The sequence below is a fragment of the Staphylococcus sp. 231237_7MaSpsaltlick genome, assembly GCF_043107035.1.
In genome coordinates this window covers 155349-180948 of the sequence record NZ_JBICNX010000003.1, presented here as the reverse complement: position 1 = coordinate 180948, position 25600 = coordinate 155349, and the positions used below count along the sequence as shown (strand labels likewise).

The 25600-nt window shown below is 33.8% G+C and carries 26 protein-coding genes and 1 tRNA gene; 20 read left to right on the top strand and 7 right to left on the bottom strand.

The annotated features are described in order from the left end of the window. The first annotated feature begins 3 nt into the window (after positions 1-3). The 8 genes from lgt (at position 4) to ACF91D_RS06945 (ending at position 8015) form a co-directional block, all read left to right on the top strand. Positions 4-840 (top strand): prolipoprotein diacylglyceryl transferase, encoded by an 837-nt coding sequence (gene lgt / locus ACF91D_RS06980; RefSeq protein WP_107512773.1) that lies wholly within the window; start codon positions 4-6, stop codon positions 838-840. A 9-nt stretch (positions 841-849) separates the two neighbouring features. Continuing rightward, complete coding sequence (locus ACF91D_RS06975; protein ID WP_107527002.1) at positions 850-1323, top strand: acyltransferase; 474 nt, start codon at positions 850-852, stop codon at positions 1321-1323. A gap of 29 nt (positions 1324-1352) precedes the next feature. Continuing rightward, entirely contained in the window at positions 1353-2789 is a 1437-nt protein-coding gene (locus ACF91D_RS06970) for a tetratricopeptide repeat protein (protein WP_042738236.1), read from the top strand. Between the two features lie 65 nt (positions 2790-2854). Then, positions 2855-3799, top strand: coding sequence for a thioredoxin-disulfide reductase (trxB, locus tag ACF91D_RS06965; protein WP_107512772.1), 945 nt, complete (start codon positions 2855-2857; stop codon positions 3797-3799). A gap of 422 nt (positions 3800-4221) precedes the next feature. Beyond that, positions 4222-5148, top strand: a complete 927-nt coding sequence (rapZ, locus tag ACF91D_RS06960) for an RNase adapter RapZ (RefSeq protein ID WP_107512771.1) — start codon at positions 4222-4224, stop codon at positions 5146-5148. Then, positions 5135-6130, top strand: coding sequence for a gluconeogenesis factor YvcK family protein (locus ACF91D_RS06955; RefSeq protein ID WP_042738239.1), 996 nt, complete (start codon positions 5135-5137; stop codon positions 6128-6130). The genes rapZ and ACF91D_RS06955 overlap by 14 nt, the downstream gene beginning before the upstream one ends. A gap of 41 nt (positions 6131-6171) precedes the next feature. Beyond that, positions 6172-7119, top strand: coding sequence for a DNA-binding protein WhiA (gene whiA, locus ACF91D_RS06950; RefSeq protein ID WP_042738240.1), 948 nt, complete (start codon positions 6172-6174; stop codon positions 7117-7119). Positions 7120-7295: 176 nt separating this feature from the next. After that, on the top strand, positions 7296-8015 hold the full coding sequence (locus ACF91D_RS06945) for a class I SAM-dependent methyltransferase (RefSeq protein ID WP_232161289.1): 720 nt from the start codon (positions 7296-7298) through the stop codon (positions 8013-8015). 244 nt (positions 8016-8259) lie between these two features. Here ACF91D_RS06945 and ACF91D_RS06940 read toward each other — a convergent pair whose 3' ends face one another. From ACF91D_RS06940 to ACF91D_RS06930, 3 genes are all read right to left on the bottom strand, one after another. Further along, positions 8260-8424, bottom strand: coding sequence for a hypothetical protein (locus tag ACF91D_RS06940; RefSeq protein WP_342899654.1), 165 nt, complete (start codon positions 8422-8424; stop codon positions 8260-8262). 198 nt (positions 8425-8622) lie between these two features. Continuing rightward, on the bottom strand, positions 8623-9024 hold the full coding sequence (locus ACF91D_RS06935) for a cytidine deaminase (RefSeq protein WP_229367013.1): 402 nt from the start codon (positions 9022-9024) through the stop codon (positions 8623-8625). A gap of 195 nt (positions 9025-9219) precedes the next feature. Further along, a tRNA-Arg gene (locus ACF91D_RS06930) sits at positions 9220-9291 on the bottom strand. A gap of 154 nt (positions 9292-9445) precedes the next feature. Here ACF91D_RS06930 and clpP point away from each other — a divergent pair. Beyond that, on the top strand, positions 9446-10030 hold the full coding sequence (gene clpP / locus ACF91D_RS06925) for an ATP-dependent Clp endopeptidase proteolytic subunit ClpP (RefSeq protein ID WP_392436764.1): 585 nt from the start codon (positions 9446-9448) through the stop codon (positions 10028-10030). 509 nt (positions 10031-10539) lie between these two features. Here clpP and ACF91D_RS06920 read toward each other — a convergent pair. The 3 genes from ACF91D_RS06920 to ACF91D_RS06910 form a co-directional block, all read right to left on the bottom strand. Next, the gene (locus ACF91D_RS06920; RefSeq protein WP_042738245.1) at positions 10540-10722 is read right to left on the bottom strand and encodes a hypothetical protein; all 183 of its coding nucleotides are present in this window, start codon (positions 10720-10722) and stop codon (positions 10540-10542) included. A 26-nt stretch (positions 10723-10748) separates the two neighbouring features. Continuing rightward, complete coding sequence (locus tag ACF91D_RS06915; RefSeq protein ID WP_107513320.1) at positions 10749-11645, bottom strand: TIGR01777 family oxidoreductase; 897 nt, start codon at positions 11643-11645, stop codon at positions 10749-10751. Positions 11646-12023: 378 nt separating this feature from the next. Further along, the gene (locus ACF91D_RS06910; RefSeq protein ID WP_107513321.1) at positions 12024-12221 is read right to left on the bottom strand and encodes a hypothetical protein; all 198 of its coding nucleotides are present in this window, start codon (positions 12219-12221) and stop codon (positions 12024-12026) included. 292 nt (positions 12222-12513) lie between these two features. Between ACF91D_RS06910 and ACF91D_RS06905 the strand changes: the two genes are divergently transcribed. Further along, positions 12514-13215 carry a DUF4887 domain-containing protein gene (locus ACF91D_RS06905; RefSeq protein ID WP_107527231.1) on the top strand — a complete coding sequence of 234 codons (702 nt, stop codon included), beginning with the start codon at positions 12514-12516 and terminating at the stop codon, positions 13213-13215. A gap of 142 nt (positions 13216-13357) precedes the next feature. On the opposite strand, the gene ACF91D_RS06900 is transcribed toward ACF91D_RS06905, so the two are convergent. Continuing rightward, positions 13358-13591, bottom strand: coding sequence for a hypothetical protein (locus ACF91D_RS06900; protein WP_107513454.1), 234 nt, complete (start codon positions 13589-13591; stop codon positions 13358-13360). Between the two features lie 372 nt (positions 13592-13963). On the opposite strand from ACF91D_RS06900, the gene ACF91D_RS06895 reads away from it, so the two are divergent. The 10 genes from ACF91D_RS06895 (at position 13964) to rnr (ending at position 25594) form a co-directional block, all read left to right on the top strand. Then, entirely contained in the window at positions 13964-14992 is a 1029-nt protein-coding gene (locus ACF91D_RS06895) for a sugar-binding transcriptional regulator (protein ID WP_107512320.1), read from the top strand. A 40-nt stretch (positions 14993-15032) separates the two neighbouring features. Continuing rightward, on the top strand, positions 15033-16040 hold the full coding sequence (gene gap, locus ACF91D_RS06890; RefSeq protein ID WP_042739634.1) for a type I glyceraldehyde-3-phosphate dehydrogenase: 1008 nt from the start codon (positions 15033-15035) through the stop codon (positions 16038-16040). A 135-nt stretch (positions 16041-16175) separates the two neighbouring features. Then, the gene (locus tag ACF91D_RS06885; protein WP_042739635.1) at positions 16176-17366 is read left to right on the top strand and encodes a phosphoglycerate kinase; all 1191 of its coding nucleotides are present in this window, start codon (positions 16176-16178) and stop codon (positions 17364-17366) included. Positions 17367-17449: 83 nt separating this feature from the next. Next, complete coding sequence (gene tpiA / locus ACF91D_RS06880; RefSeq protein WP_107527232.1) at positions 17450-18211, top strand: triose-phosphate isomerase; 762 nt, start codon at positions 17450-17452, stop codon at positions 18209-18211. 1 nt (position 18212) lies between these two features. Continuing rightward, the gene (gene gpmI, locus ACF91D_RS06875) at positions 18213-19733 is read left to right on the top strand and encodes a 2,3-bisphosphoglycerate-independent phosphoglycerate mutase (protein WP_107527233.1); all 1521 of its coding nucleotides are present in this window, start codon (positions 18213-18215) and stop codon (positions 19731-19733) included. A 191-nt stretch (positions 19734-19924) separates the two neighbouring features. Beyond that, a complete protein-coding gene (gene eno / locus ACF91D_RS06870; protein ID WP_042739638.1) occupies positions 19925-21229 on the top strand; it encodes a surface-displayed alpha-enolase in 1305 nt (434 codons plus the stop codon). A 313-nt stretch (positions 21230-21542) separates the two neighbouring features. Beyond that, complete coding sequence (locus tag ACF91D_RS06865; RefSeq protein WP_042739639.1) at positions 21543-22004, top strand: hypothetical protein; 462 nt, start codon at positions 21543-21545, stop codon at positions 22002-22004. Between the two features lie 68 nt (positions 22005-22072). Then, the gene (gene secG / locus ACF91D_RS06860; RefSeq protein ID WP_042739640.1) at positions 22073-22306 is read left to right on the top strand and encodes a preprotein translocase subunit SecG; all 234 of its coding nucleotides are present in this window, start codon (positions 22073-22075) and stop codon (positions 22304-22306) included. A 132-nt stretch (positions 22307-22438) separates the two neighbouring features. Then, positions 22439-23179, top strand: coding sequence for an alpha/beta hydrolase (locus tag ACF91D_RS06855; RefSeq protein ID WP_042739641.1), 741 nt, complete (start codon positions 22439-22441; stop codon positions 23177-23179). A 36-nt stretch (positions 23180-23215) separates the two neighbouring features. Continuing rightward, positions 23216-25594: a ribonuclease R gene (gene rnr, locus ACF91D_RS06850; RefSeq protein WP_107527234.1), complete on the top strand. Its 2379-nt coding sequence runs from the start codon at positions 23216-23218 to the stop codon at positions 25592-25594. Positions 25595-25600: the final 6 nt, after the last annotated feature.

The following is a 25600-nucleotide window of genomic DNA, read 5'->3' as shown; positions in this document are numbered from 1 at the left end:
TTGATGATGAGTTTAAATTATATTGATCCTATTGCATTTGAATTAGGACCAATTCCAGTACGTTGGTATGGCATAATTATCGCTACCGGTATATTACTTGGCTATTTTATTGCACAGGCTAGTGTGAAGCGAATTGGTCATGATAAAGATACGTTAGTAGATATTATATTTTGGAGTGCTATTGTAGGATTTATCGTTGCACGTATTTACTTTGTAATATTTCAATGGCCATATTATGCACAAAATCCAATAGAAATCCCTATGATTTGGCATGGGGGCATCGCAATACACGGTGGTTTAATAGGCGGATTTATTACCGGTATCTTTGTATGTAGACATAAGAATCTCAATCCATTTCAAATTGGTGATGTGATTGCTCCAAGTATGATATTAGGTCAAGGTATAGGTCGTTGGGGTAACTTTATGAATCATGAAGCACATGGTGGTCCTGTTGCTAAGAGTTTCTTAGAGAACCTACATATACCAAATTTTATTATTGAGAATATGCATATAAATGGTAAGTACTATCATCCGACATTTTTATACGAATCACTTTGGGATATTATTGGTTTTATTGTGTTAATCTTTATTAGAAAGCATTTACGTGTTGGAGATACGTTGTGTCTCTATTTAATATGGTATTCGATCGGTAGATTTTTCGTTGAAGGATTACGTACGGATAGTCTTATGTTGACAGAACATATTAGAGTTGCACAAGTGATGTCCGTAGTACTCATTATCGTCGGTATCGTGATAATGGTAATACGTAGAGTGAAATATAAGGCGCCACAGTATAAAGCTGTCGGACCTTTAGCTTGGCCAACTAAAAAGGTGAAGTGATGATTGTTTATGCGTAAGTTAACAAAGTTGCCATCAAAGGGGTCTAATCCCCTTTGGCAAATGTATCGATATGTCAAAGCCGTTAAAGTATTTAAGCAAACGATAGTCATAGAACTATGTCGCTATATGCCAAACTTAAAGGTTAAGCGTTGGATATATCAGCATATATTAAAGATGAAGATAGGTACGAATACAGCCTTTGCATTTAAGGTTGTTCCAGATATCATTAAGCCGGAACTTATTACTATTGGCAATAATTGTGTAATAGGCTACAATACAACTATTTTAACGCATGAATTTTTAGTTGATGAATATCGCACTGGACCAGTTCAGATTGGTGGCAACACATTAATTGGTGCAAATGTTACAATTTTAGCTGGTGTGACGATAGGTAGTAATGTCAAAGTAGGTGCTGGAACGGTCGTTGCAAAGGATATTCCAGATTATGCTGTCGCATACGGCAATCCAATGCAAATTAAATAATGAAACATGTAACTAGGAGGTGAACATAGATGGCGCAAAACAATAAAGTGATACAAATGAAATTAGATAGTCATTTTTATAAGCGATTAGCTGAACAAAAATTTCAACATCAAGATTATAAAAAGGCTGCAGAATACTTCGAAAAAGTGCTTGATATGTCACCTCATGATTTTGAGAGCAAAGTAAAGTATGCAGAAAGTCTTGTGAAACTGGGATTAAGTAATAAAGCAGAACAGCTTTATTATGAAAGCATTGCACAAGATGAAGACGTTGCTGATAGTTATTACGAATTAAGTCAGTTAAATATTATAAAAAATGATCCTAATAAGGCCTTCTTATTTGGAATGAATTACGTTATTCTTGCCGAGGATGAAGATTATCAAGAAGAATTAGAAGAGATGTTCGAAGTATCTTATCATTCTCCAGAGAAAATAGAAATTGAAAGTCAATTATTTGCCATACAATTAATTTTCCAATATTTATTTTCACACGGACGTTTAGTAGATGCTCAGAAATATTTGTTAAGGCAAAGCGACACACTTCAAGCACATCGAGTACTACGTAATTTACTTGCAATGTGCTATTTATATCTCAATAAATATGATACGGCACGTGAAATGTTTGAACAGTTACTAGCTGAAGATAACACCGATGTACACGCACTCTGCCATTACACGTTGTTACTGTACAATACAAATGATGTAGAAAAGTATGAACGCTATTTAAATTTATTGAATAAAGTCGCACCGATGAATGAAGATGAATCATTTAAACTCGGTATCGTACTTTGTTATTTAAAGCAATACGAAGCTTCGCAAAGTGTGCTCTTACCTCTATATAAAAAAGGCAAATTTCTTTCAATTCAAATGTATAATGCACTCAGTTTTAATTATTACCATTTAAATAATATTGAAGAAAGTAAATATTTTTGGTCAAAATTACAAGATATTGCACAAGTTGACGTTGGCTATGCACCGTGGGTCATTGCCGAAAGTAAAGTATATTTTGATGAACAAATTTTACCACTGTTGATGAATGATGATAATCACCATAGATTATATGGTATTTTTTTATTGAATCAATTAAGGGGTAAGGAAGTATTTATGACTGAAGAAATTTGGTCTGTATTAGAAACAATGAATGATTATGAGAAGTTATATCTAACTTATTTAATTCAAGATTTAAAATTAACTAAATTAGATTTCATTCACAAAGGCCTACTGATGATGTACAATGTGGAAGCATTAAAAAATAATGAAATGTTATTTATTATTTGGATTGACCAAGCAGAAGCAATTATTGCCGAACAATCAGATTTAACAGACGTTAATGCTTATGTTGCAGCTTATGTGTATATGCATTATAGAGCTTCTGAGCAAAAGGTCACAAAGCAACAAGTCTGTGACTGGTTTGAAATATCTAATTATAAATTAAATAAAACCATAGATTATTTATTGAGCATATAAGTTTAATAAAATCAAGAAATCATATATAATGCGCATAATGAATTAATAAACAGGAGGCAATTTAAATGGCTGAACAAGTGGATTTTGATGTTGCAATTATTGGTGCTGGACCAGCAGGTATGACTGCAGCAGTTTATGCATCTCGTGCAAATTTAAGCACTGTTATGATAGAGCGTGGTATGCCAGGTGGACAAATGGCGAATACGGAAGAAGTTGAAAATTTCCCAGGTTTCGAAATGGTAACTGGACCAGATTTATCAACAAAAATGTTCGAACATGCTAAAAAATTTGGTGCAAAATACCAATATGGCGATATTAAATCAATTGAAGATAAAGGTGACTATAAAGTCATCAATTTAGGTAATAGCGAAATTACAGCACATGCTGTTATTATTTCAACAGGTGCAGAATATAAGAAAATCGGTGTTCCTGGCGAACAAGAATTAGGTGGCCGCGGTGTAAGTTATTGTGCCGTATGTGATGGTGCATTTTTCAAAGGCAAAAAATTATTCGTTATCGGTGGCGGTGACTCAGCAGTTGAAGAAGGTACTTTCTTAACTAAATTTGCAGATAGTGTGACAATCGTTCACCGTAGAGATGAACTACGCGCACAAAAAATCTTACAAGATCGTGCATTTAAAAACGACAAAATTGACTTTATCTGGAGTCACACACTGAAAACAATCAATGAAAAAGATGGTAAAGTAGGTTCAGTAACATTAGAATCAACTAAAGATGGTGCTGAACAAACATTAGACGCAGACGGTGTGTTTGTTTATATCGGTATGAAACCACTAACTGCGCCATTTGAAAATTTAGGTATTACAAACGAAGTTGGATATATCGTAACAAACGAAGATATGAGTACAAGCATTCCTGGTGTTTATGCAGCAGGAGATGTTCGTGATAAAGGTTTACGTCAAATCGTAACTGCAACTGGCGACGGTAGTATTGCTGCACAAAGTGCCATCGCATATATCGAACATTTAATGGATACAATTGAAGCATAATTAATATAACTCGCAGTACACGAACAATAAAATAATAATTCAGTCATAGCTAGAATGTTTATCACATAGAATTAATGGTGAATATAACATTCTAGCTTTTTTACGTATGTATATAGAGATATGAAAGAGGTTAATAAAAAGTTTATTATTGTTATCTTTAAAGTTATTTGGGAAAAGAAATAGCATAGGATTTTTCACACAAAAACATATTATTTAAAAAATGATAAGTACATAAAGACGAAGTGGTTAAAATGTGGTTTAATAATTAAGATAATAAACTATTACCTATGTGGTTTTTAATGTAAAATATAATATGATAGCATGATTAATATTAGTTGATTTTATACAACGACAATATGGTTGATAAGATTGTCATCTATAATGAAGTGTAATAGAAAATATGTAACGGATGGTGTGAAGATATGCAACATGGAGAAAAGGAAACAATTAAAAGTGAATTATTGGTTGTAACAGGCTTATCAGGTGCTGGTAAATCAGTCGTTATACAAAGTTTAGAAGATATTGGATATTTTTGTGTTGATAATTTGCCACCCATTTTGTTACCAAAATTTGTTGAATTGATGGAACAGGGAAACCCATCATTACAAAAGGTTGCAATAGCAATTGATTTGAGAGGGAAAGAACTTTTTAAATCATTAATTCAAGAAATGGATCAAATAAAGAGCAACGCCAATTTGATTGTCGATTTAATGTTTTTGGAAGCTTCAAATGAAAAGTTAATTTCTCGATACAAAGAAACACGTAGAGCACATCCTTTAAATGAAAATGGTCAACGTTCACTCATAGAATCTATTGATGAAGAGCGTTATCTTTTAAATGAAATAAAAAGTTTAGCTAATTATACGATTGATACATCATACATGAAACCAAAAGAATTGCGTAAAAGAATTGAAGACTATTTTAATCGCAATGACATCGATACCTTTAATATCAGCGTGACAAGTTTCGGCTTTAAACATGGTATTCAAATGGATGCAGATTTAGTATTTGATGTACGTTTCCTACCTAATCCACATTACGTTGACGATCTCAGACCGCTTACTGGTGAAGATGAGCCTGTATACAATTATGTAATGAAATGGAAAGAGACAAATATCTTCTTTGAGAAATTAATGGATTTACTAAAATTTATGATCCCTGGTTATAAAAAGGAAGGGAAATCACAATTAGTTATCGCAATTGGTTGTACAGGTGGTCAACATAGGTCTGTTGCTTTAGCGAAGCGGATAGGAGCAGATTTGCAAGATAGCTTTGACTATAATGTCTATGTGCACCATCGTGATGCACATGTTGAAAGTGGCGTGAGAAATAAAAATGAGAAAAATTAAACTTGTACTCATCGGAGGTGGCACAGGTTTATCCGTACTAGCACGTGGCTTAAGAGATTACCAAATTGATATAACAACGATAGTAACTGTAGCTGATGATGGTGGTAGTACAGGTAAGATTAGAAATGAAATGGATATACCTGCGCCTGGAGATATTCGAAATGTAATTTCAGCATTAAGCGAAACAGAAACGACGTTAAATCAACTATTTCAATATCGTTTTAAAGAGAATCAAGTCGAAGGACATGCATTGGGTAATTTGATTATTGCTGCTTTGACAAATATTACTGATGATTTTGGTCATGCGGTAAAGTTATTGAGTGAAATTTTAAATATAAAGGGTCGAGTGATTCCATCTACGAATACCAGTGTACGTTTAAATGCAGTGATGGATGATGGTGAAGTTGTTTATGGTGAGTCAGAAATACCAAAAAAGAATAAAAGGATTAAGCGTGTATTTTTAGAACCTGAAGACGTAGAGCCTATGGAAGAGGCGGTTAGGGCATTAGAAGATGCTGATTTAATTGTCCTTGGTCCTGGTTCACTGTATACGAGCGTGATTTCCAATCTATGTGTCAAAGGCATTAGTAAAGCTTTATTACAAAGTGAAGCACCCAAATTATATGTATCTAATGTGATGACACAACCTGGTGAAACAACAGGTTACACTGCAGAAGATCATGTTAATGCGATACATGAACACATTGGTGAAAGATGCATTGATTATGCAATCTGTGGACCACAAACCTATAATGAAGAAGTGTTGAGACGTTACAGGGAGGAAAATGCTAAACCTGTACATTGCGATATTCAAGAAATGGAAAAATTAGGTATCAAAGTGATGACACACCCAGATTTAATTGAAATTTCAACTCAAAATTATGTACGACATAATTATGAAATTTTAGCTAAAATGATTTATGAAATCGCAATTAACGAAACAGAAACAATTGAATTTAATAGAGATGAAAAGACTAAATAAATTTTACTAAAGTGATTTAGTAAGGAAAGGACTGATAAACAATGAGCTTTGCATCCGATATGAAAAATGAACTCACGAGAATAGAAGTTGATGAAGCGAATGCAAAAGCAGAGCTCAGTGCACTTATTCGTATGAATGGTGCGCTCAGTCTTGCCAATCAGCAATTTGTCATAAATGTTCAAACTGAAAATGCCACGACGGCACGCCGTATTTATTCCTTAATTAAAAAGGTATTCGGTGTTGAAGTAGAACTACTTGTTAGAAAAAAAATGAAACTTAAGAAGAATAACATTTATATTTGTCGTATCAAATCACAATCTAGAGAGATATTGAATGATTTAGGTATCTTAAAGGACGGCGTATTCACTAGAGAAATTGATGAGTCTATGATTCAAGATGATGAAATGAAACGCAGTTATTTAAGAGGGGCCTTTTTAGCAGGAGGCTCTGTAAATAATCCAGAAACGTCTTCATATCATTTAGAAATTTTTTCATTATATGAAGATCATTCAGAAGGCTTAACGCAATTAATGAATAATTATGAATTGAATGCGAAACATTTAGAACGTAAAAAGGGCAGCATTGCCTATTTAAAAGAAGCAGAAAAAATATCTGATTTCCTAAGCCTAATCGGAGGATTCCAAGCATTATTAAAATTTGAGGATGTCCGTATCGTCAGAGATATGAGAAATTCAGTAAATCGTTTAGTTAACTGTGAAACAGCTAATTTAAATAAAACTGTAAGTGCTGCAATGAAACAAGTTGAAAGCATACAGCTGATTGATGAGGAAATTGGGCTGGATAATTTGCCAGAAAGATTAAGAGAGATTGCTAAATTAAGAGTAGAACATCAAGATGTATCTTTAAAGGAATTAGGTGAAATGATGTCTACAGGTACGATTTCAAAATCAGGTGTGAATCACCGCTTAAGAAAATTAAACGAAATGGCTGATAAAATTCGAAGCGGAGAACCATTAGAATTGAAATAGTAGATATGTATGAAACTTTTAAAGAAATTATTATAAAATAACAACAGTATAAATTTGGAGTTCACTCATTAATAAGTGAACTCTTTTTTATTTAATCACTTATTTCAGAATATTCTAATAAATGTTAAGTTAAAAGATGGATATATGAAATCAATTTTGCGAAGGATGTGTTTTGTTTGAGCGTAAATACAGATCGATTAAGTCTAGATAGAATTATATTTATTGGACGTACGTTTGATGAATATATGAAAATGTTTAATTTAAATGTGGCAGAATTAAAGGGGAAAAATATACTTGATTGTCCAGCAGGTGCATGTGCCTTTGGGTCTAAAATGAAATCTTCTTCAATAAATATTAAATCATGTGACATAGCTTATTATTTTGATAAACAATCATTATATAAGAAAGGGCAACAAGATATTCAACATGCGATAGAAAATATAGAGAAAGCAAAGCATCTTTATAATTGGACATACTTTAAGAATATTCAAGAATTAAAAAATTCGCGCATCCAAGCACTTGAGAATTGTTATTCGGATATGGTCATTAATAAGGAAGATTATGTAGCCGCGAAGTTGCCTGTTTTGCCATTTGCAGATCATAGTTTTGATATTTTATTATCTGCACATTTTTTATTTATGTATGCTGACCAGTTAGATTATGAATTTCATCGTGCTTGCATTAATGAAATGCTTCGAGTATCAAAGAACGAAATTAGAATTTTTCCTATAGTTGATTTAAAAGGTGAGCAATACCAATATCTATCTGAGATTTTAAGCTATATTTCAGATTTAGGTCATGAGACAGAACTGATTAAAGTTGATTATGAATTTCAAAAAAATGCGCATACTATGATGAAAATTAAAATAAGTGATAATAATAAAGTTGAGCTATAACATAACACAGAAATATAACCATAATCATTAGAAAATGAAGTTGATAATTTAAGCTGTAAAAAGACAAAGTGTTAATTATTACGTTAACACTTTGTCTTTTTGTTGCTTGCATGTTTAAGATAAGATGCAGTTCAGAACACGCCTTTCAAGCATACCATTAGGAGTCGCGAAATGCGCAGTCAATCAATGAAGTTGATGTATATTATGATTTTTTGCGGTAAGTCACTTTTGCGTAAAGTTACGATTACTTTCTTAAAAAATGATCATCATTCTGTGAACTATTATCTTCTTTGTAACGTTCCATTTTCATATGTAAATCATATTTATCTCGTAATGCAGCAATTTCTTTCATCATATCTGAAGCATGATGTTTATCCAATGCTTCTTGATTTATCCAACTATATATCAATAACACAGTTTCAGGATTTTCATAAGATAAGAAATAATCATATTTTAAATTACAGGTTGTGCTTTAATTCTTGCTACAATTCCTTCATTAATCATAGATTCGATAAAGCGTTTAGCACTTCCATTTTTACCAGTATAATATAAATTTACAGTTAAACTCATTTTAAAAATCTCCTATCTAAATGCATTAATTAAATATTTAATCGTAATATGCTTGTGACCAATGATAAGGTTGTAATTCTTTAAGTGTAACAAATGTTAGAGTAAAGTTTTTGTCAGTAACAGCTGCTTTAATTTCACTACCCCAATATTTTAAGCGCTCTTGACAAGTACCACAAGGTGTAAGAATCTTAAACTGACTTTGTTCATCATCTCTTACAACACAAATTGTATGTGTGATTGGATCATTATTTTTATGTGCTTCCAAAATGGCACCAGTTTCAATACATAAATTCGTAGATGCATTTATAACTTCAGGTGCTATTGAAGTATAGATATTGCCATTTAGTGAATACATAGCTGCCGCACCACCCCAACCATTCGGATATCTAAGTTCGATTAAAGACTTAGCAGCTTCAAAAAGTTGTTTTTCTATAGACATGTTTTTCCTCCTATGTAGATGACTGAAAATTCAGAAATCCTCACTTTTTATTATATAACATTAATATTAATTATTGAATCCCAAAAAGTCCCTGAAATTTTGTAGAATATAGTATATTATTGATAGATAACATAAAAAGAACCCCATTGTTATGGGGTTCTTTATCTTAAATTGTATGTAATTATGCGTAAGGTATCCCCTCGAAGGGAATCGAACCCCTATTCTAAGAACCGGAATCTTATGTGTTATCCATTACACTACGAGGGGTAAATATAACAATAATATTAGTTTACAAATGTTATTTGTAAGGGTCAACAAGAATGAAATAAAAATGGTTAAATATTTTGAGCTTTATTTTTTGACCATGTTTGACTTTTAGGTTAAAATAAGTTTATCAGTTAGAAATAAGGAGGCAATATTAATGAATTTAATACCTACAGTAATTGAAACTACAAACCGTGGGGAACGCGCTTATGACATTTACTCACGTTTATTAAAAGATCGTATTATCATGTTAGGTTCACAAATCGATGATAACGTAGCAAACTCTATCGTATCACAATTATTATTCCTACAAGCACAAGATGCTGAGAAAGATATTTATCTTTATATCAACTCACCAGGTGGAAGTGTGACTGCTGGTTTTGCTATTTATGATACAATCCAACATATCAAACCTGATGTTCAAACAATTTGTATTGGTATGGCAGCTTCAATGGGTTCATTCTTACTTGCTGCTGGTGCGAAAGGTAAACGTTATGTATTACCAAATGCAGAAGTAATGATTCACCAACCATTAGGTGGAGCGCAAGGTCAAGCAACTGAAATCGAAATTGCTGCTAACCATATTTTAAAAACACGTACTAAATTAAATCAAATTTTAGCAGATCGTACTGGTCAATCAATTGAAAAAATTGAAAAAGATACTGATCGTGACAACTTCTTATCAGCTGAAGAAGCGAAAGAATACGGTTTAGTAGACCATGTTATGAATCCTGAAGATTAATTTTCAAAGGACACAATGAAATAAAGTCCCTAAGACATAAAGTTTTAGTACAATTATTAGAAGGCAATTTCTATTGAAATCATATAGAAGTTGCCTTTTTTTATAATTTTGGGACAGAACTTTGGCGAGACTCCTGAGGGAGCAGGACAAGCTGAAGACTACAGGCTGAAGCAGTCCCCTAGGAAAGGGAGTCAACAAAACATACTATGAATGAAAATCTAGTAGATAAGGTATTAAGTATTTAATGATTGATATACCAACATAAACAAGACAAATTGAATATAAGAATTTAAATGTACAGTAATATAAAAGACATAAATAATTTCAACGTATTTTGGCGAGACTCCTGAGGGAGCAGGACAAGCTGAAGACTACAGGCTGAAGCAGTCCCCTAGGAAAGCGAGCCAACAATACGTAATTAAAACAAAAAACACTCAGATAAATTGAATTCATTTATCTGAGTGCTATGTTTATGGAATTTATGATTCAAACTTTTTATATGAATAAGGTTATGACTTATACTTTTTAAATATAAGTAGACTGGCAAAAACTGTGCAAATACTTCCTATTACAATGAAAAAACTAGAAACAATAATCATCGGTACAGAATTTTCAAATGCAAATATGCCATTAATAAATATAAGTATGCCTGCAATTAATAAAAGGATATGAGTAACACTATCTTGCTTCATGTATATCTCCTCTCATTATATTTAAATTAATGTACCAAATCTTCAAGTGCAATTTTCAAGTCAGGATATTTAAATTTAAAGTCTAGTGCTTGAAGTTTGTTTGGAATTACTTTTTGCGTATCTAAAACAACAGTGGACATTTGTCCTAGTACTAATCTCAAAGCTAGTGACGGCACCCATGTATAGTGAGGGCGATGAGTAATACGAGCTAATGTATAACCAAATAAGTTTTGACGTTCTACAATTGGCGCAGTGAAATTAAATGCCCCTTTAGCGTTTTCGTCATTAATTGTATATAGAATGGCTCTAACTAAATCATCGATATGAATCCATGAATACCATTGGCGACCAGAACCTAATTTGCCACCAACATAATAGTCGTAACTTTGCTTCATTAATGGTAATGCGCCACCTTTGTCTGATAACACCATACCAAATCTACCGATGACTACGCGTGAACCTAATGATTCGAATTGTTTTGCACGTCGTTCCCATTGATAGACGACCTCAGAAAGAAAGTCAAAAGGTAACGATTTATATAATTCTGTATAGGTACGGTTATAATCAGGTTTATAATACCCAACGGCACTTGCATTGAAAAATACGTCTGGGCGTTTTGTTCTTGATTTAAACAATTCATATAATGTTTGAGTTGCTTGAATACGACTTAACATAATTTGTTGTTTATGTTGCTTAGTCCATCTATGGTTAAGACTTGCACCAGCTAGATTTATCACAATATCTATATCTGGAACTTTACTTTCCCAATCCGGTTCAGTCCAATTCACATAGGAAATTTTTGGGTGGGAATTGATTTTGTTTTGTCTTGTTAATACAGTAATATGCGCATCACTTTCTACGATTGCATCAATTAATTGACTGCCAATCATACCAGTGCCACCTGTGATTAAATACTGTTTCATCGTATCACCTCTAAAATAAATTGCATTTCATTTTAATTATTCATCTTCTTCGTTACTTTAAAATAGAAGGTCATAATTTTTTCAAAAATTGTTCATTAATATGTCATTAACTAACCTATAGAAGCCTTTATATTCATAGTGTATAAGTTATAATAAAAGTACCTTCAATAATAATTAATCTTTTCTTAATTATTCGAGTATACCCCATAATATACAATGAAGGTAAAATTTTGACTCCCTTTAGTATAGGTCTATACATTATAGTATAGACCTTTTTTATGTTATCTCAATTATTGTTGTAAAATTATCTTTTTGAATTTTGATAACTTTGAAAAATGAATTAATCATACTAAGAGAATAATACATAATCATTTATGGTTATAAAAATATAAAAAAGGTAATTAGAGTAATAGCTATAATAATTAGTAAAGCCAAAGTGATTGGTATTATTTTGTGACTAGACTTATCATTATCTGTTGATTCGTATTCATCATTTTCTCTCATCATTTGTCGAATACCATGCTGCTTAAATTGTTGTGGATCGTTTAAATCTTTGAATAAATCACTATTTTCCACTTATTATGACACATCCTTACTCGAGCTATAATTTATTAAAAAATTTTTGTTTTCATTTGTTTTATTGAAAGGGTGACTTCTTTTAACTTAAAATGGATTTACAATAAATAATAAGATATTTTGTGTTTTTATTCTACAATTGTAAATGTAATTTCGATATTAACTAGTGAAAAAAGTGGTAATAAGTTTTAATCAACTTTGAAATGTTGTAAAATATATTTTTGACAATAGTAAATTGTAATTTAACAGAGCTTACGATTAAATAGATATAAAATTAAAGTGAGGGAAGCATATGCCAAAGCATAATCAAAATAATGATTTTGATGGTCGTGGTAAAAAGAAGATGAGCTTGTTTGCCAAAATCGTTAGTGGGGTTATAGTATTCCTACTTTTATTCGGCCTTGTTTTCGCAATCTTTGCTTTTGTAGATCATTCTAATAGAGCGAATGAACGCTTAAGTGATCAAAAGCAAGAAGAGAAAGAAAAGAAAAAAGAGAAGACTAAGGAAGAAAAAAAGAAAAAAGATAAATCAACCGAAGAAACACAACAAACAATGCAGCAAACCCAGCAAACTCAGCAAACGCAACAAACGCAACAAACACAGCAACAGACCCAACAACCAGCAACAGTAGAACGTAATACTACACAAGAGAAGAAAACAAAGGAAAAACCTTCAACCGAAGAGAAGTCAACTGAAGAAAAGACTACTGAGGAACCATCCACTGAAGAAAAGACTACTGAGGAACCATCAACTGAAGAAAAGACTACTGAGGAACCATCCACTGAAGAAAAGACTACTGAAGAGCCATCAACCGAAGAGAAAACAACAGAGCAACCGTCAACACAGCAAAAAAAGACAACTGAACCAAAATCCACAGAACAACCATCAACACAACAAAAATCAACTCAGAATTCAGGTCAAGGATCATCTAGTTCAAGTAGCCAAGGTAATAACAGCTCAGAAAAGAGTAGCCAATCTTCAGATGAAGACTAACATATTAATTTAAATTAAGGCACGACACGATTGACGAGTGTGGTACATCTAATAGTAAGTATGCATAATCTCAACTTACTTAATAGAGGTACAGCAATACTATAGTTACGTGGCGTGTCTTTTTATATTTTCAATGGAAAAATCAAAAGAATAATTGTAAGAAATAAATTATAATTATAGGTAATAGTATTAAAGTCAAACAACCGCCCAAACAACCGAAAGGACCACATCCAATTCTCGTACCATAATGATAATGGCGACTGTAGCCTTTGGCATCATGATTATTGCTGCTATGTCGATGATGCTTAAAATAGCTATCATCTTTATATTGACCATCACCAGGCGTTAAAACTTTAGGTTCTTCATTGTTGGACATAACACGACCCCCTTATAAGTATAGTTGCTTTTAGTTTAACTTTTATGCTCCATCTAGGCAAAATAAAGGTAACAAGTTATGAAATTTGACTTATGACTCGAATTATTACAATAATATAAATATAAAGTGCAATTTAATGATTAAGATTGTACTTAAAAGGGTAATTTGTAAATTGTAAAGCCTATTAATAAATGAGTAACGAAATGTAAGTGTTATCATTAATTTTTAACGTTGTATTTCCCTTGCAATTTCGAATATATAGTAGTAGTATTGCAACTATAAAAGGTTATATTTTTTTGTCCCACCAGGGACGTAAAAAGTCAATCTATGGTTAGAACTTGACCCTTTAAATTGATAAGGAGGAGGATAGTAGTGAAAGACTTGATAAAAATTCAACAGAAGTTAGTTCCTGAAATTGTTGAAAAAATGTATCGGCGTTTTTCAATCCTCACTACTATCTCAAAGTATCAACCAGTAGGTCGACGTAGTTTAAGTGAATATATGGATTTAACTGAACGTGTGTTAAGGTCGGAAACAGATGCATTAAAGAAGCAAGAGCTTGTTAAAGTGAAACCAACAGGTATGGAGATTACTGACGAAGGAGAAGCAACGATTCGACAGTTGAATAGTTATTTCAATAGTTATTCGGATGATCATCATCTGGCTCAAGTAATCAAAGACGCATATGATATCAAAGATGTCTATGTAATACCTGGAGATTCTGATACAGATAAGACTGTTAAGATTGAATTATCGAGACAGGCAGGTCAACTTGTTGAAGATGTTCTCTATGAACAAGCGATTGTTGCCGTTACGGGTGGGTCAACTATGGCTTATGTAAGTGAAGCGATGCATGATCAACCATTTGATGTGTTTTTCGTGCCAGCGCGTGGGGGTTTAGGAGAAAATGTTGTTTATCAAGCCAATACAATTGCGGCAAGTATGGCGCAACAAACCGGCGGGGATTATACGACATTATACGTGCCTGATAATGTAAGTGAGACAACTTATAACACACTTATGTTAGAACCTTCAGTCATCCATACACTTGAAAAGATTAAAGAATCCAATATTACAATCCACGGCATTGGTGATGCGCTGAAGATGGCGCGTAGACGTCAATCACCTAGTGAAGTTATAAATAAACTTCAACATCACAATGCCTCAGGAGAAGCATTTGGATATTATTTCGATGATCAAGGCGATGTGGTTCATAAAGTGAAAACGATTGGACTACAGTTAGAAGATCTTGAGTCGAAGAAGTTTATTTTTGCCGTAGCAGGGGGTAAATCAAAAGGAGAAGCGATTAAAGCTTACCTATCAATTGCTCCTAAAAACACTGTATTAATTACAGATGAAGGTGCGGCTAGAGTTATTGCAAACAATAGTACTAAAAAGTGATTTCACTTTTTAAATATCATTTTTAAAGGAGGCCATTTTAATGGCAGTAAAAGTAGCAATTAATGGTTTTGGTAGAATTGGTCGTTTAGCATTCAGAAGAATTCAAAACGTTGAAGGAATCGACGTAGTAGCAGTAAATGACTTAACAGATGACGAAATGTTAGCTCACTTATTAAAATATGATACTATGCAAGGTCGCTTCACTGGAGAAGTTGAAGTTGAAAAAGACGGTTTCCGTGTTAACGGTCAAGAAGTTAAATCATTCTCTGAGCCAGACCCAAGTAAATTACCATGGGGTGACTTAGACATCGATGTAGTATTAGAATGTACTGGTTTCTTCGCTGACAAAACTAAAGCAGAAGCTCACATCAATGCAGGTGCTAAAAAAGTATTAATCTCAGCTCCAGCAACTGGTGACTTGAAAACAATCGTTTTCAACACTAACCATAACGAATTAGATGGTACAGAAACAGTTGTTTCAGGTGCTTCATGTACTACTAACTCATTAGCTCCAGTAGCTAAAGTATTAAATGATGACTTTGGTTTAGTTGAAGGTCTTATGACTACAATTCACGCTTACACTGGTGACCAAAATACACAAGATGCTCCACATGCTAAAGGTGACAAACGCCGTGCTCGTGCAGCTGCTGAAAATATCATCCCTAACTCAACTGGTGCTGCTAAAGCAATCGGTAAAGTTATCCCTGAAATTGACGGCAAATTAGACGGTGGTGCGCAACGTGTACCAGTTGCTACTGGTTCTTTAACTGAATTAACAGTTGTATTAGAAAAAGACGTAAGCGTTGAAGACGTTAACAATGCAATGAAAAACGCTTCAAACGAATCATTCGGTTACACTGAAGACGAAATCGTATCTTCTGACGTAGTTGGTATCACTTACGGTTCATTATTCGATGCAACACAAACTCGTGTAATGACTGTTGGCGATCGTCAATTAGTTAAAGTTGCAGCTTGGTACGATAACGAAATGTCTTACACTTCACAATTAGTACGTACATTAGAACATTTAGCAACTCAAGCTAAATAATAATTAATGTCAAATTAATTTAGCAAGCCCAGTGTGCTGTATTAAATTTTAGCAATAGGCTTAGGAGTAAGCGGGGAGCACAAACGCTTCTCCGCTTATTTTACTTTATTGTTCCATTAAGAGGAGGAAGTTTAGATGGCTAAAAAAATTGTATCTGACTTAGAATTAAAAGGTAAAACTGTACTTGTCCGTGCTGATTTTAACGTGCCGATGAAAGACGGAAAAATCACAAACGACAACCGTATCGTTCAAGCATTATCAACTATCAAGTATATTATTGATGAAGGTGGAAAAGTTGTATTGTTCTCTCACTTAGGAAAAGTGAAAGAAGAAAGCGATAAAGCCGAATTAACTTTAAAACCTGTTGCAGAAGCTTTAACAGAAAAATTAGGTAAAGACGTTGTGTTTGTACCAGAAACACGCGGCGAACAACTTGAACAAGCTGTTAATAATCTTAAAGAAGGCGATGTATTATTAGTAGAAAATACACGTTTCGAAGATGTTGATGGCAAAAAAGAATCTAAAAATGATCCTGAATTAGGTAAATATTGGGCTTCACTTGGTGATGTTTTTGTAAATGATGCATTTGGTACAGCTCACCGTGAACATGCCTCAAACGTAGGTATTGCATCTAATTTAGAAACAGTTGCAGGATTCTTAATGGAGAAAGAAATTAAATATATCGGCGGCGTAGTCGAAAATCCTGAGAAGCCAGTAGTAGCTATCCTTGGTGGAGCTAAAGTTTCTGATAAAATTGGTGTCATCACTAATCTATTAAACATTGCAGATAAAGTACTTATTGGTGGCGGTATGTCATATACATTCTTCAAAGCACAAGGTAAAGAAATTGGTTTATCTTTATTAGAAGAAGACAAAGTAGACTTTGCAAAAGACTTATTAGAACGTGCTGGAGACCAAATTGTGTTACCAGTAGATTGTAAAGTCGCAAAAGAATTCTCAAACGATGCTGAAATTACAGAAGTTTCAGTTGATGACATCCCAGCAGATCAAGAAGCGATGGATGTTGGACCTAAAACAGTTGAACTATTTAAAGAACAACTTCAAGGCGCACATACAGTTGTATGGAATGGACCTATGGGAGTGTTTGAATTAAGTAATTTCGCTAAAGGTACAATTGGTGTTTGTGAAGCAATTGCAGGACTTAAAGATGCTAATACAATCATTGGTGGTGGCGATTCAGCTGCAGCTGCGATTTCTTTAGGTTATGCTGATGATTTCAGTCACATTTCAACAGGTGGCGGTGCATCATTAGAATATCTAGAAGGTAAAGAATTACCTGGCGTAGTAGCAATCGCTGATAAATAATACACGCAACTCATAACTGAGAAACTTTGATTAAAGGTCTGTTACAGATTTAATCATAATTTAACTAATAGGAGTGTAATATAATGAGAAAACCAATTATCGCAGGTAACTGGAAAATGAACAAAACTGTTCAAGAAGCAAAAGATTTTATCGATGCATTACCAACTTTACCTGATACAAATGAAGTAGAATCTGTTATTTGTGCACCAACTATTCAATTAGATGCATTAGTATCAGCAGTTAATGATGGTAAAGCACAAGGACTACAAATCGGTGCTCAAAACACTTATTTCGAAGATAATGGTGCATTTACTGGTGAAACATCACCTGTAGCATTAGCTGATTTAGGTGTTAAATATGTTGTTATTGGACACTCTGAGCGTCGTGAAATTTTCCATGAAACAGATGAAGAAATCAACAAAAAAGCACATGCTGTATTCAATCATGGTATGACACCTATCATTTGTGTTGGTGAAACTGACGAAGAACGCGAAAGCGGTAAAGCAAATGAAGTTATTGGAGAACAAGTTAAGAAAGCAGTAGCTGGTTTATCTGAAGAACAATTGAAACAAGTTGTAATCGCATATGAACCAATTTGGGCTATCGGTACTGGTAAATCATCAACAGCTAAAGATGCAAACGAAATGTGTGCATTCGTTAGAACTACAGTTGCTGATGTAGCTAGCCAAGAAGTAGCAGATGCAACTCGAATCCAATATGGTGGTAGTGTTAAACCAAACAACATCAAAGAATACATGGCTGAATCAGATATCGATGGTGCTTTAGTTGGAGGCGCATCTCTTAAAGTAGATGATTATGTACAATTGTTGGAAGGTGCAAAATAATATGGCAAAACAACCAACTGCATTAATTATTTTAGATGGTTTTGCAAATAGAGAAAGTGAGCATGGCAATGCCGTAAAACTAGCTAACAAACCCAATTTTGACCGTTACTACAGTAACTACCCAACAACTCAAATCGAAGCAAGTGGCTTAGATGTTGGTCTTCCAGAAGGACAAATGGGTAATTCAGAAGTTGGACACATGAATATTGGTGCTGGACGTGTTGTTTATCAAAGTTTAACTCGTATCAATAAATCAATTGAAGACGGCGATTTCTTTGAAAATGGCGTATTAAATAATGCAATGCAACATGTTAAAGATAATAATTCAGGACTACATGTCTTTGGTTTATTATCTGACGGTGGAGTTCACAGTCACTATAAACATTTATTTGCTATTTTAGAATTAGCGAAACAACAAGGTGTAGAAAAAGTTTATGTTCACGGTTTCTTAGATGGACGTGACGTAGATCAAAAATCTGCCTTGAAATATATTGAAGAAACAGAAGCTAAATTCAAAGAAATTGGCGTTGGTCAATTCGCTTCTATCTCTGGTCGTTATTACGCAATGGACCGTGATAAACGTTGGGATAGAGAAGAAAAAGCTTACAATGCTATTCGCAACTTTGGTGGTGAAAAATTCGATTCTGCTAAAGCAGGTGTAGAAGCAAACTATGCTAAAGATTTAACAGATGAATTTGTTGAACCATTCGTTGTAGCTGATCAAAATGATGGTGTGAATGACGGAGATGCAGTTATCTTCTTCAACTTCAGACCAGATAGAGCAGGACAACTTTCTGAAATTTTCACAGATAAGGCATTTGACGGATTCAAAGTTGACCGTGTAAATGACTTATACTATGCGACTTTCACTAAATACAATGATAATGTAGACGCTGAAATTGTATTTGAAAAAGTTGATCTAACAAATACGATTGGTGAAGTTGCGCAAAACAATGGCTTAAAGCAATTACGTATTGCTGAAACAGAGAAATTCCCACATGTAACTTACTTTATGAGTGGTGGTAGAAATGATGAGTTTGAAGGTGAGAGACGTCGTTTAATCGATTCTCCAAAAGTAGCAACTTATGATTTAAAACCAGAAATGAGTGCTTATGAAGTTAAAGATGCATTATTAGAAGAATTAGCTAAAGGTGATTTAGATTTAATTCTTTTAAACTTTGCTAACCCTGACATGGTAGGTCATAGTGGAATGCTAGAACCAACAATCAAAGCGATTGAAGCTGTTGATGAATGTCTTGGAGAAGTTGTAGATAAAATTATCGAAATGGGTGGACAAGCGATTATTACTGCAGACCATGGTAACTCAGATATGGTCCTAACAGATGATGATCAACCAATGACTACGCATACAACAAATCCGGTACCAGTCATCGTTACTAAAGAAGGATTAACATTGAGAGAAACGGGAAGATTAGGAGATTTGGCTCCAACATTATTAGACTTATTAAATGTTGAGCAACCAGAAGATATGACTGGTGAATCACTAATTAACCATGAATAATTAACAGGACTAACTTATAGAAATTTCAAGATGTTCTGTGACTTTAATTTTATTTTAAAAAATAGATTGAGGAAGAGGACATCTTGCTAAATTTATAGACAATTAAATTACTTGTATTTATGGCTTTAATAGCTATAATGAAGATGAAATTTAATATTTCTAAACTACTTACAAAAAAGGAGATTATAAACATGCCAATTATTACAGATGTTTACGCTCGCGAAGTCTTAGACTCACGTGGTAACCCAACAGTTGAAGTTGAAGTGTTAACTGAAAGTGGCGCATTTGGTCGCGCATTAGTTCCATCAGGTGCTTCAACTGGTGAACATGAAGCAGTTGAATTACGTGACGGAGACAAATCACGTTATTTAGGTAAAGGTGTTACTAAAGCTGTTGAAAATGTTAACGAAATCATCGCACCAGAAATCGTAGAAGGTGAATTCTCAGTATTAGAACAAGTTTCTATTGATAAAATGATGATTCAATTAGACGGTACAGAAAATAAAGGTAAATTAGGTGCTAACGCTATCCTTGGTGTATCAATCGCCGTAGCTCGTGCAGCAGCTGATTTATTAGGACAACCACTTTATAAATATTTAGGTGGATTCAATGGTAAACAATTACCAGTTCCAATGATGAACATCGTTAATGGTGGTTCTCACTCAGACGCTCCTATCGCATTCCAAGAGTTTATGGTATTGCCAGTAGGCGCTGAATCATTCAAAGAATCATTACGTTGGGGAGCTGAAATCTTCCACAACTTAAAATCAATCCTTAAAAACCGTGGTTTAGAAACAGCAGTAGGTGACGAAGGTGGATTCGCTCCTAAATTCGAAGGTACTGAAGACGCTGTTGAAACAATCTTAGAAGCAATCAAAGCTGTAGGTTTAGAGCCAGGTAAAGATGTATTCTTAGGATTTGACTGTGCTTCATCTGAATTCTACGAAGATGGCGTATATAACTATGCTAAATTCGAAGGTGAAAATGGTGCAAAACGTACTGCCGAAGAACAAGTTGACTATTTAGAAGAATTAGTTAACAAATATCCAATCATCACAATCGAAGATGGTATGGATGAAAACGACTGGGATGGTTGGAAAGTATTAACTGACCGTATCGGCGATCGCGTTCAATTAGTAGGTGACGATTTATTCGTTACAAACACTGTTAAATTATCTGAAGGTATCGAAAAAGGTATCGGTAACTCAATCTTAATCAAAGTTAACCAAATCGGTACATTAACTGAAACATTTGATGCTATTGAAATGGCTCAAAAAGCTGGTTACACAGCAGTTGTATCACACCGTTCAGGTGAAACAGAAGACACTACAATCTCTGATATTGCAGTGGCAACAAATGCTGGACAAATCAAAACTGGTTCATTATCAAGAACTGACCGTATTGCAAAATACAACCAATTATTACGTATCGAAGATGAATTATACGAAACAGGCAAGTTTGACGGGCTTAAATCTTTCTATAACTTATCTAAATAATAAAGCTAAGATTTCATAAATGAGAGTTCACGCGCTTAAATTTAAGATTTAAATCTTAGACAATAGAGGGTCGATTGAAATTTAAGGATTTCAATCGGCTCTCTTTATTTTTGGTGATACGAGTCGAATACAAATAGATTATTGTGTGTTTATGCATTATGTCTTATCTATAGATCAATCACTTTATTTCATTATTTATATAGAACTGATATCACTTTCAATTGAAGTTATATATGCTATTTAATTTATTCATATTTTGGTCTGAAACTGATATAATTAAAGATGTAATATAAAGAAGGAGCACGAACTTATTATGGAGGCAAAAGCAAAATCAAGGGAAACCAAGACTGCTCATATGATTGCTTACTGTTCTTTAATTATCGCAATACTTTATGCAATACATTTATTTGTGATATTAGACGATAGTGTAGTTAAACAAATGTTAGCTAATAGTGGTCAACAGCCATCAGAGAATGCAATTGGTACAATTAGAAATAGCTTTCAATTTACTGGCGTAATGTATATATTAGCTAATTTAGCTGGTGTGATTGCAATTTGGAATAGACACACATATTTATGGTGGTTTATGTTTGCAGTATTTACATCACAAATATTATACAACTTAATTAATATAGGCTCAGTTTATGGTGCTATCTTAGATGTTAAGGGAACAATCAACATTTTCCCATTAACGATAGTGTTAGTGATGTCATTATTATTAGCAATTTATATGTTTGTCGTTTCAGTAAAGCGTAAAAGTACATTTAATAGATAGAAGTTTGCTAAATTCAACGAACGTGTGATATAATGCGATTCGTATATAATGAATGGAGGACAATTTTCATGCATACATTATTCATCATACTTTTAATTATAGATTGTATTGCATTAATAACTGTTGTGTTACTCCAAGAAGGTAAAAGTAATGGACTTTCAGGTGCAATCAGTGGTGGCGCCGAACAGTTATTTGGAAAACAAAAGCAACGCGGCATCGATTTATTCTTGCATAGATTAACAATTGTATTGTCTGTCATTTTCTTCTTGTTAATGTTAGGCATAAGTTATTTGGGTATATAAGGTCCGACAATGTAAAAGTCGGGCTTTTTTATTTATAATGTATAGAGTAGGACTCTATATTGATTTGGTTTAGTAAATTAATAATTATTAAAGTAATATTGATACAAGCATATGCGAAAGGATTGAATCACAATGCAAATCAAACTACCAAAACCGTTCTTCTTTGAAGAAGGTCCTCGAGCTGTGTTATTGTTACATGGTTTTACTGGGAATTCTGCAGATGTTCGTCAATTAGGTCGATTTTTACAGAAGAAGGGCTATACGAGCTATGCGCCACAATATGAAGGCCATGCTGCACCACCTGAAGAAATTCTCGAATCTAGCCCACATGTGTGGTATAAAGATGCATTAGATGGCTATGACTTTTTAGTTGAAAAGGGCTACGAAGAAATTGTTGTAGTAGGTTTATCTTTAGGCGGCTGTTTTGCGTTGAAATTAAGCTTAAATAGAGATGTAAAGGGTATTGTAACCATGTGTTCACCTATGTATATTAAGACAGAAGGTGCTATGTTTGAAGGCGTCTTAGACTATGCACGTAATTTTAAAAAATACGAAGGCAAGGACCAAGACACAATTGAGTCAGAAATGGCTGCCTTTCATCCAACTGACACATTAAAAGAATTACAAGGTCAAATACAAGATGTACGTGACCATATAGATGAAGTAATGGATCCTCTATTAGTGATTCAAGCTGAACAAGATAAAATGATAAATACAGATTCTGCAAACATTATATACAACGAGAGCGAATCTGATGACAAAGCAATTAAATGGTATGCTAATTCTGGACATGTAATTACAATAGATAAAGAAAAGGAATTAGTATTTGAAGATGTATATCAATTTTTAGAATCATTAGATTGGTCAAATTAAAATATAAACGTAGAAAATATAGAAAGGAGGGGCATAATGAATTTAAAACAATCCATTGAAGAAATAATCAAACAACCAGATTATGAACCGATGTCAGTGTCTGATTTTCAAGATGCCTTAGGCTTAAGCAGTGCAGATTCATTTAGAGATTTAATTAAAGTACTTGTTGAACTAGAACAAGTTGGTCTAATTGAACGTACGAAGACAGATAGATATCAACGTAAAGCATCTGCTAAGTCAAAAGAAACTAAATTGATTCGAGGAAAATTGAGTCAAAATAAAAAAGGATTTGCATTCTTACGTCCTGAAGATGAGGATATGGAAGATATTTTCATCCCACCAACAAAGATTAATCGTGCTATGGATGGCGACACCGTAACTGTTGAAATCCAGAATTCGAAAGGTGAACATAAAGGTAAAGTAGAAGGCGAAGTAAAATCAATTGAAGACCACTCTGTAAAGCAAGTTGTTGGAACTTACAGTGAAGCACGTCACTTCGGATTCGTATTACCAGATGACAAACGTATCATGCAAGATATCTTTATTCCTAAAGGTCAAAATTTAGGTGCAGTTGATGGCCATAAAGTATTAGTACAAATCACTAAATATGCAGATGGTACAGACAATCCTGAAGGCCATATTTCAGCAATACTTGGACATAAAAATGACCCAGGCGTTGATATCTTATCTATTATTTATCAACATGGTATCGAAATAGAGTTTCCAGATAATGTGTTAGCTGAGGCAAAAGCTGTACCAGAAGAAATCAATCCAAATGAAATAGAAGGTCGCAGAGATTTACGTGATGAACTTACAATTACAATTGATGGCGCGGACGCAAAGGACCTGGATGATGCAATAAGCATTAAAAAGTTAAGCAATGGTCACACACAATTGACTGTAAGTATTGCTGACGTGAGCTACTACGTTCAAGAAGGCTCTGCATTAGATGAAGAAGCCTATAGTCGAGCAACTAGTGTATACCTTGTAGACCGTGTTATCCCAATGATTCCGCATCGTTTAAGTAACGGAATCTGTTCATTAAATCCTGATGTAGACCGATTAACTCTAAGTTGTCAAATGGAATTGAATGAACGCGGAGAAGTTGTGAAACACGAAATATTTGATAGTGTTATCCACTCTAATTATCGAATGACTTACGATGAAGTGAATGAAATTATTACCGATCAGAATGCAGCTACACGCAATCATTATGCAGAAGTTACACCAATGCTCGATCTGGCACAAGATTTATCAAATCGATTAATTAACATGCGTAGACGTCGTGGAGAAATTGACTTTGATATTAATGAAGCAAAAGTATTAGTTGATAAAGATGGTATTCCTACTGAAGTTCAATTAAGACAACGCGGAGAAGGCGAAAGATTAATTGAATCATTTATGCTTGCAGCCAATGAAACGATTGCAGAACACTTTAACAAATTAGACGTTCCGTTTATATATCGTGTACATGAACAACCAAAATCAGATCGTTTACGTCAATTCTTTGATTTTATAACTAATTTCGGACTTATGATTAAAGGTACTGGAGAAGATATCCATCCTTCAACATTACAGAAAATTCAACAAGAAGTTGAAGGTCAACCCGAACAAATGGTTATCTCAACAATGATGCTACGCTCAATGCAACAAGCTAAATACGATGATATCAATTTAGGTCACTTTGGATTATCAGCTGAATACTATACACACTTCACTTCACCAATCCGTCGTTACCCTGATTTAATCGTGCATAGATTAATCCGTAAATACCTTATAGAAAAATCTATGGACAATAAGACTTTAAATAAATGGGAAGATATGCTGCCAGAAATTGCAGAACATACTTCACAACGTGAGCGTCGTGCCATTGAAGCAGAACGCGATACAGATGAATTGAAAAAAGCAGAGTATATGATTCAACATTTAGGTGAAGAATACGAAGGCATCATCAGTTCAGTTGCCAATTTTGGTATGTTTATCGAATTGCCAAACACAATTGAGGGTATGGTCCACGTGTCTAACATGACGGATGACTACTATCACTTTGATGAACGTCAAATGGCAATGATTGGAGAACGCCAAGCTAAAGTATTCCGCATCGGTGACCCAGTTAAGATCAAGGTCATAAACGTTGATGTAGATGAACGCATGATAGATTTCCAAATTGTAGGTATGCCATTACCTAAAAATAACGATCGCAGTAGTCAAAGACCAGCGCGCGGTAAGACAATACAAGCAAAAACACGTGGTAAATCACTAGACAGCTCTAAAGATCAAAAGGGCAAAAAGCAAAAACAACGTAAAGGTAAAAACCGTCGTAACAAAGAGAAACATAGTGATGGTAATACTAAACACAAACCTTTTTACAAAGACAAGAAAGTTAAAAGAAAAGCACGTAAAAAGAAAAAATAAATCAAC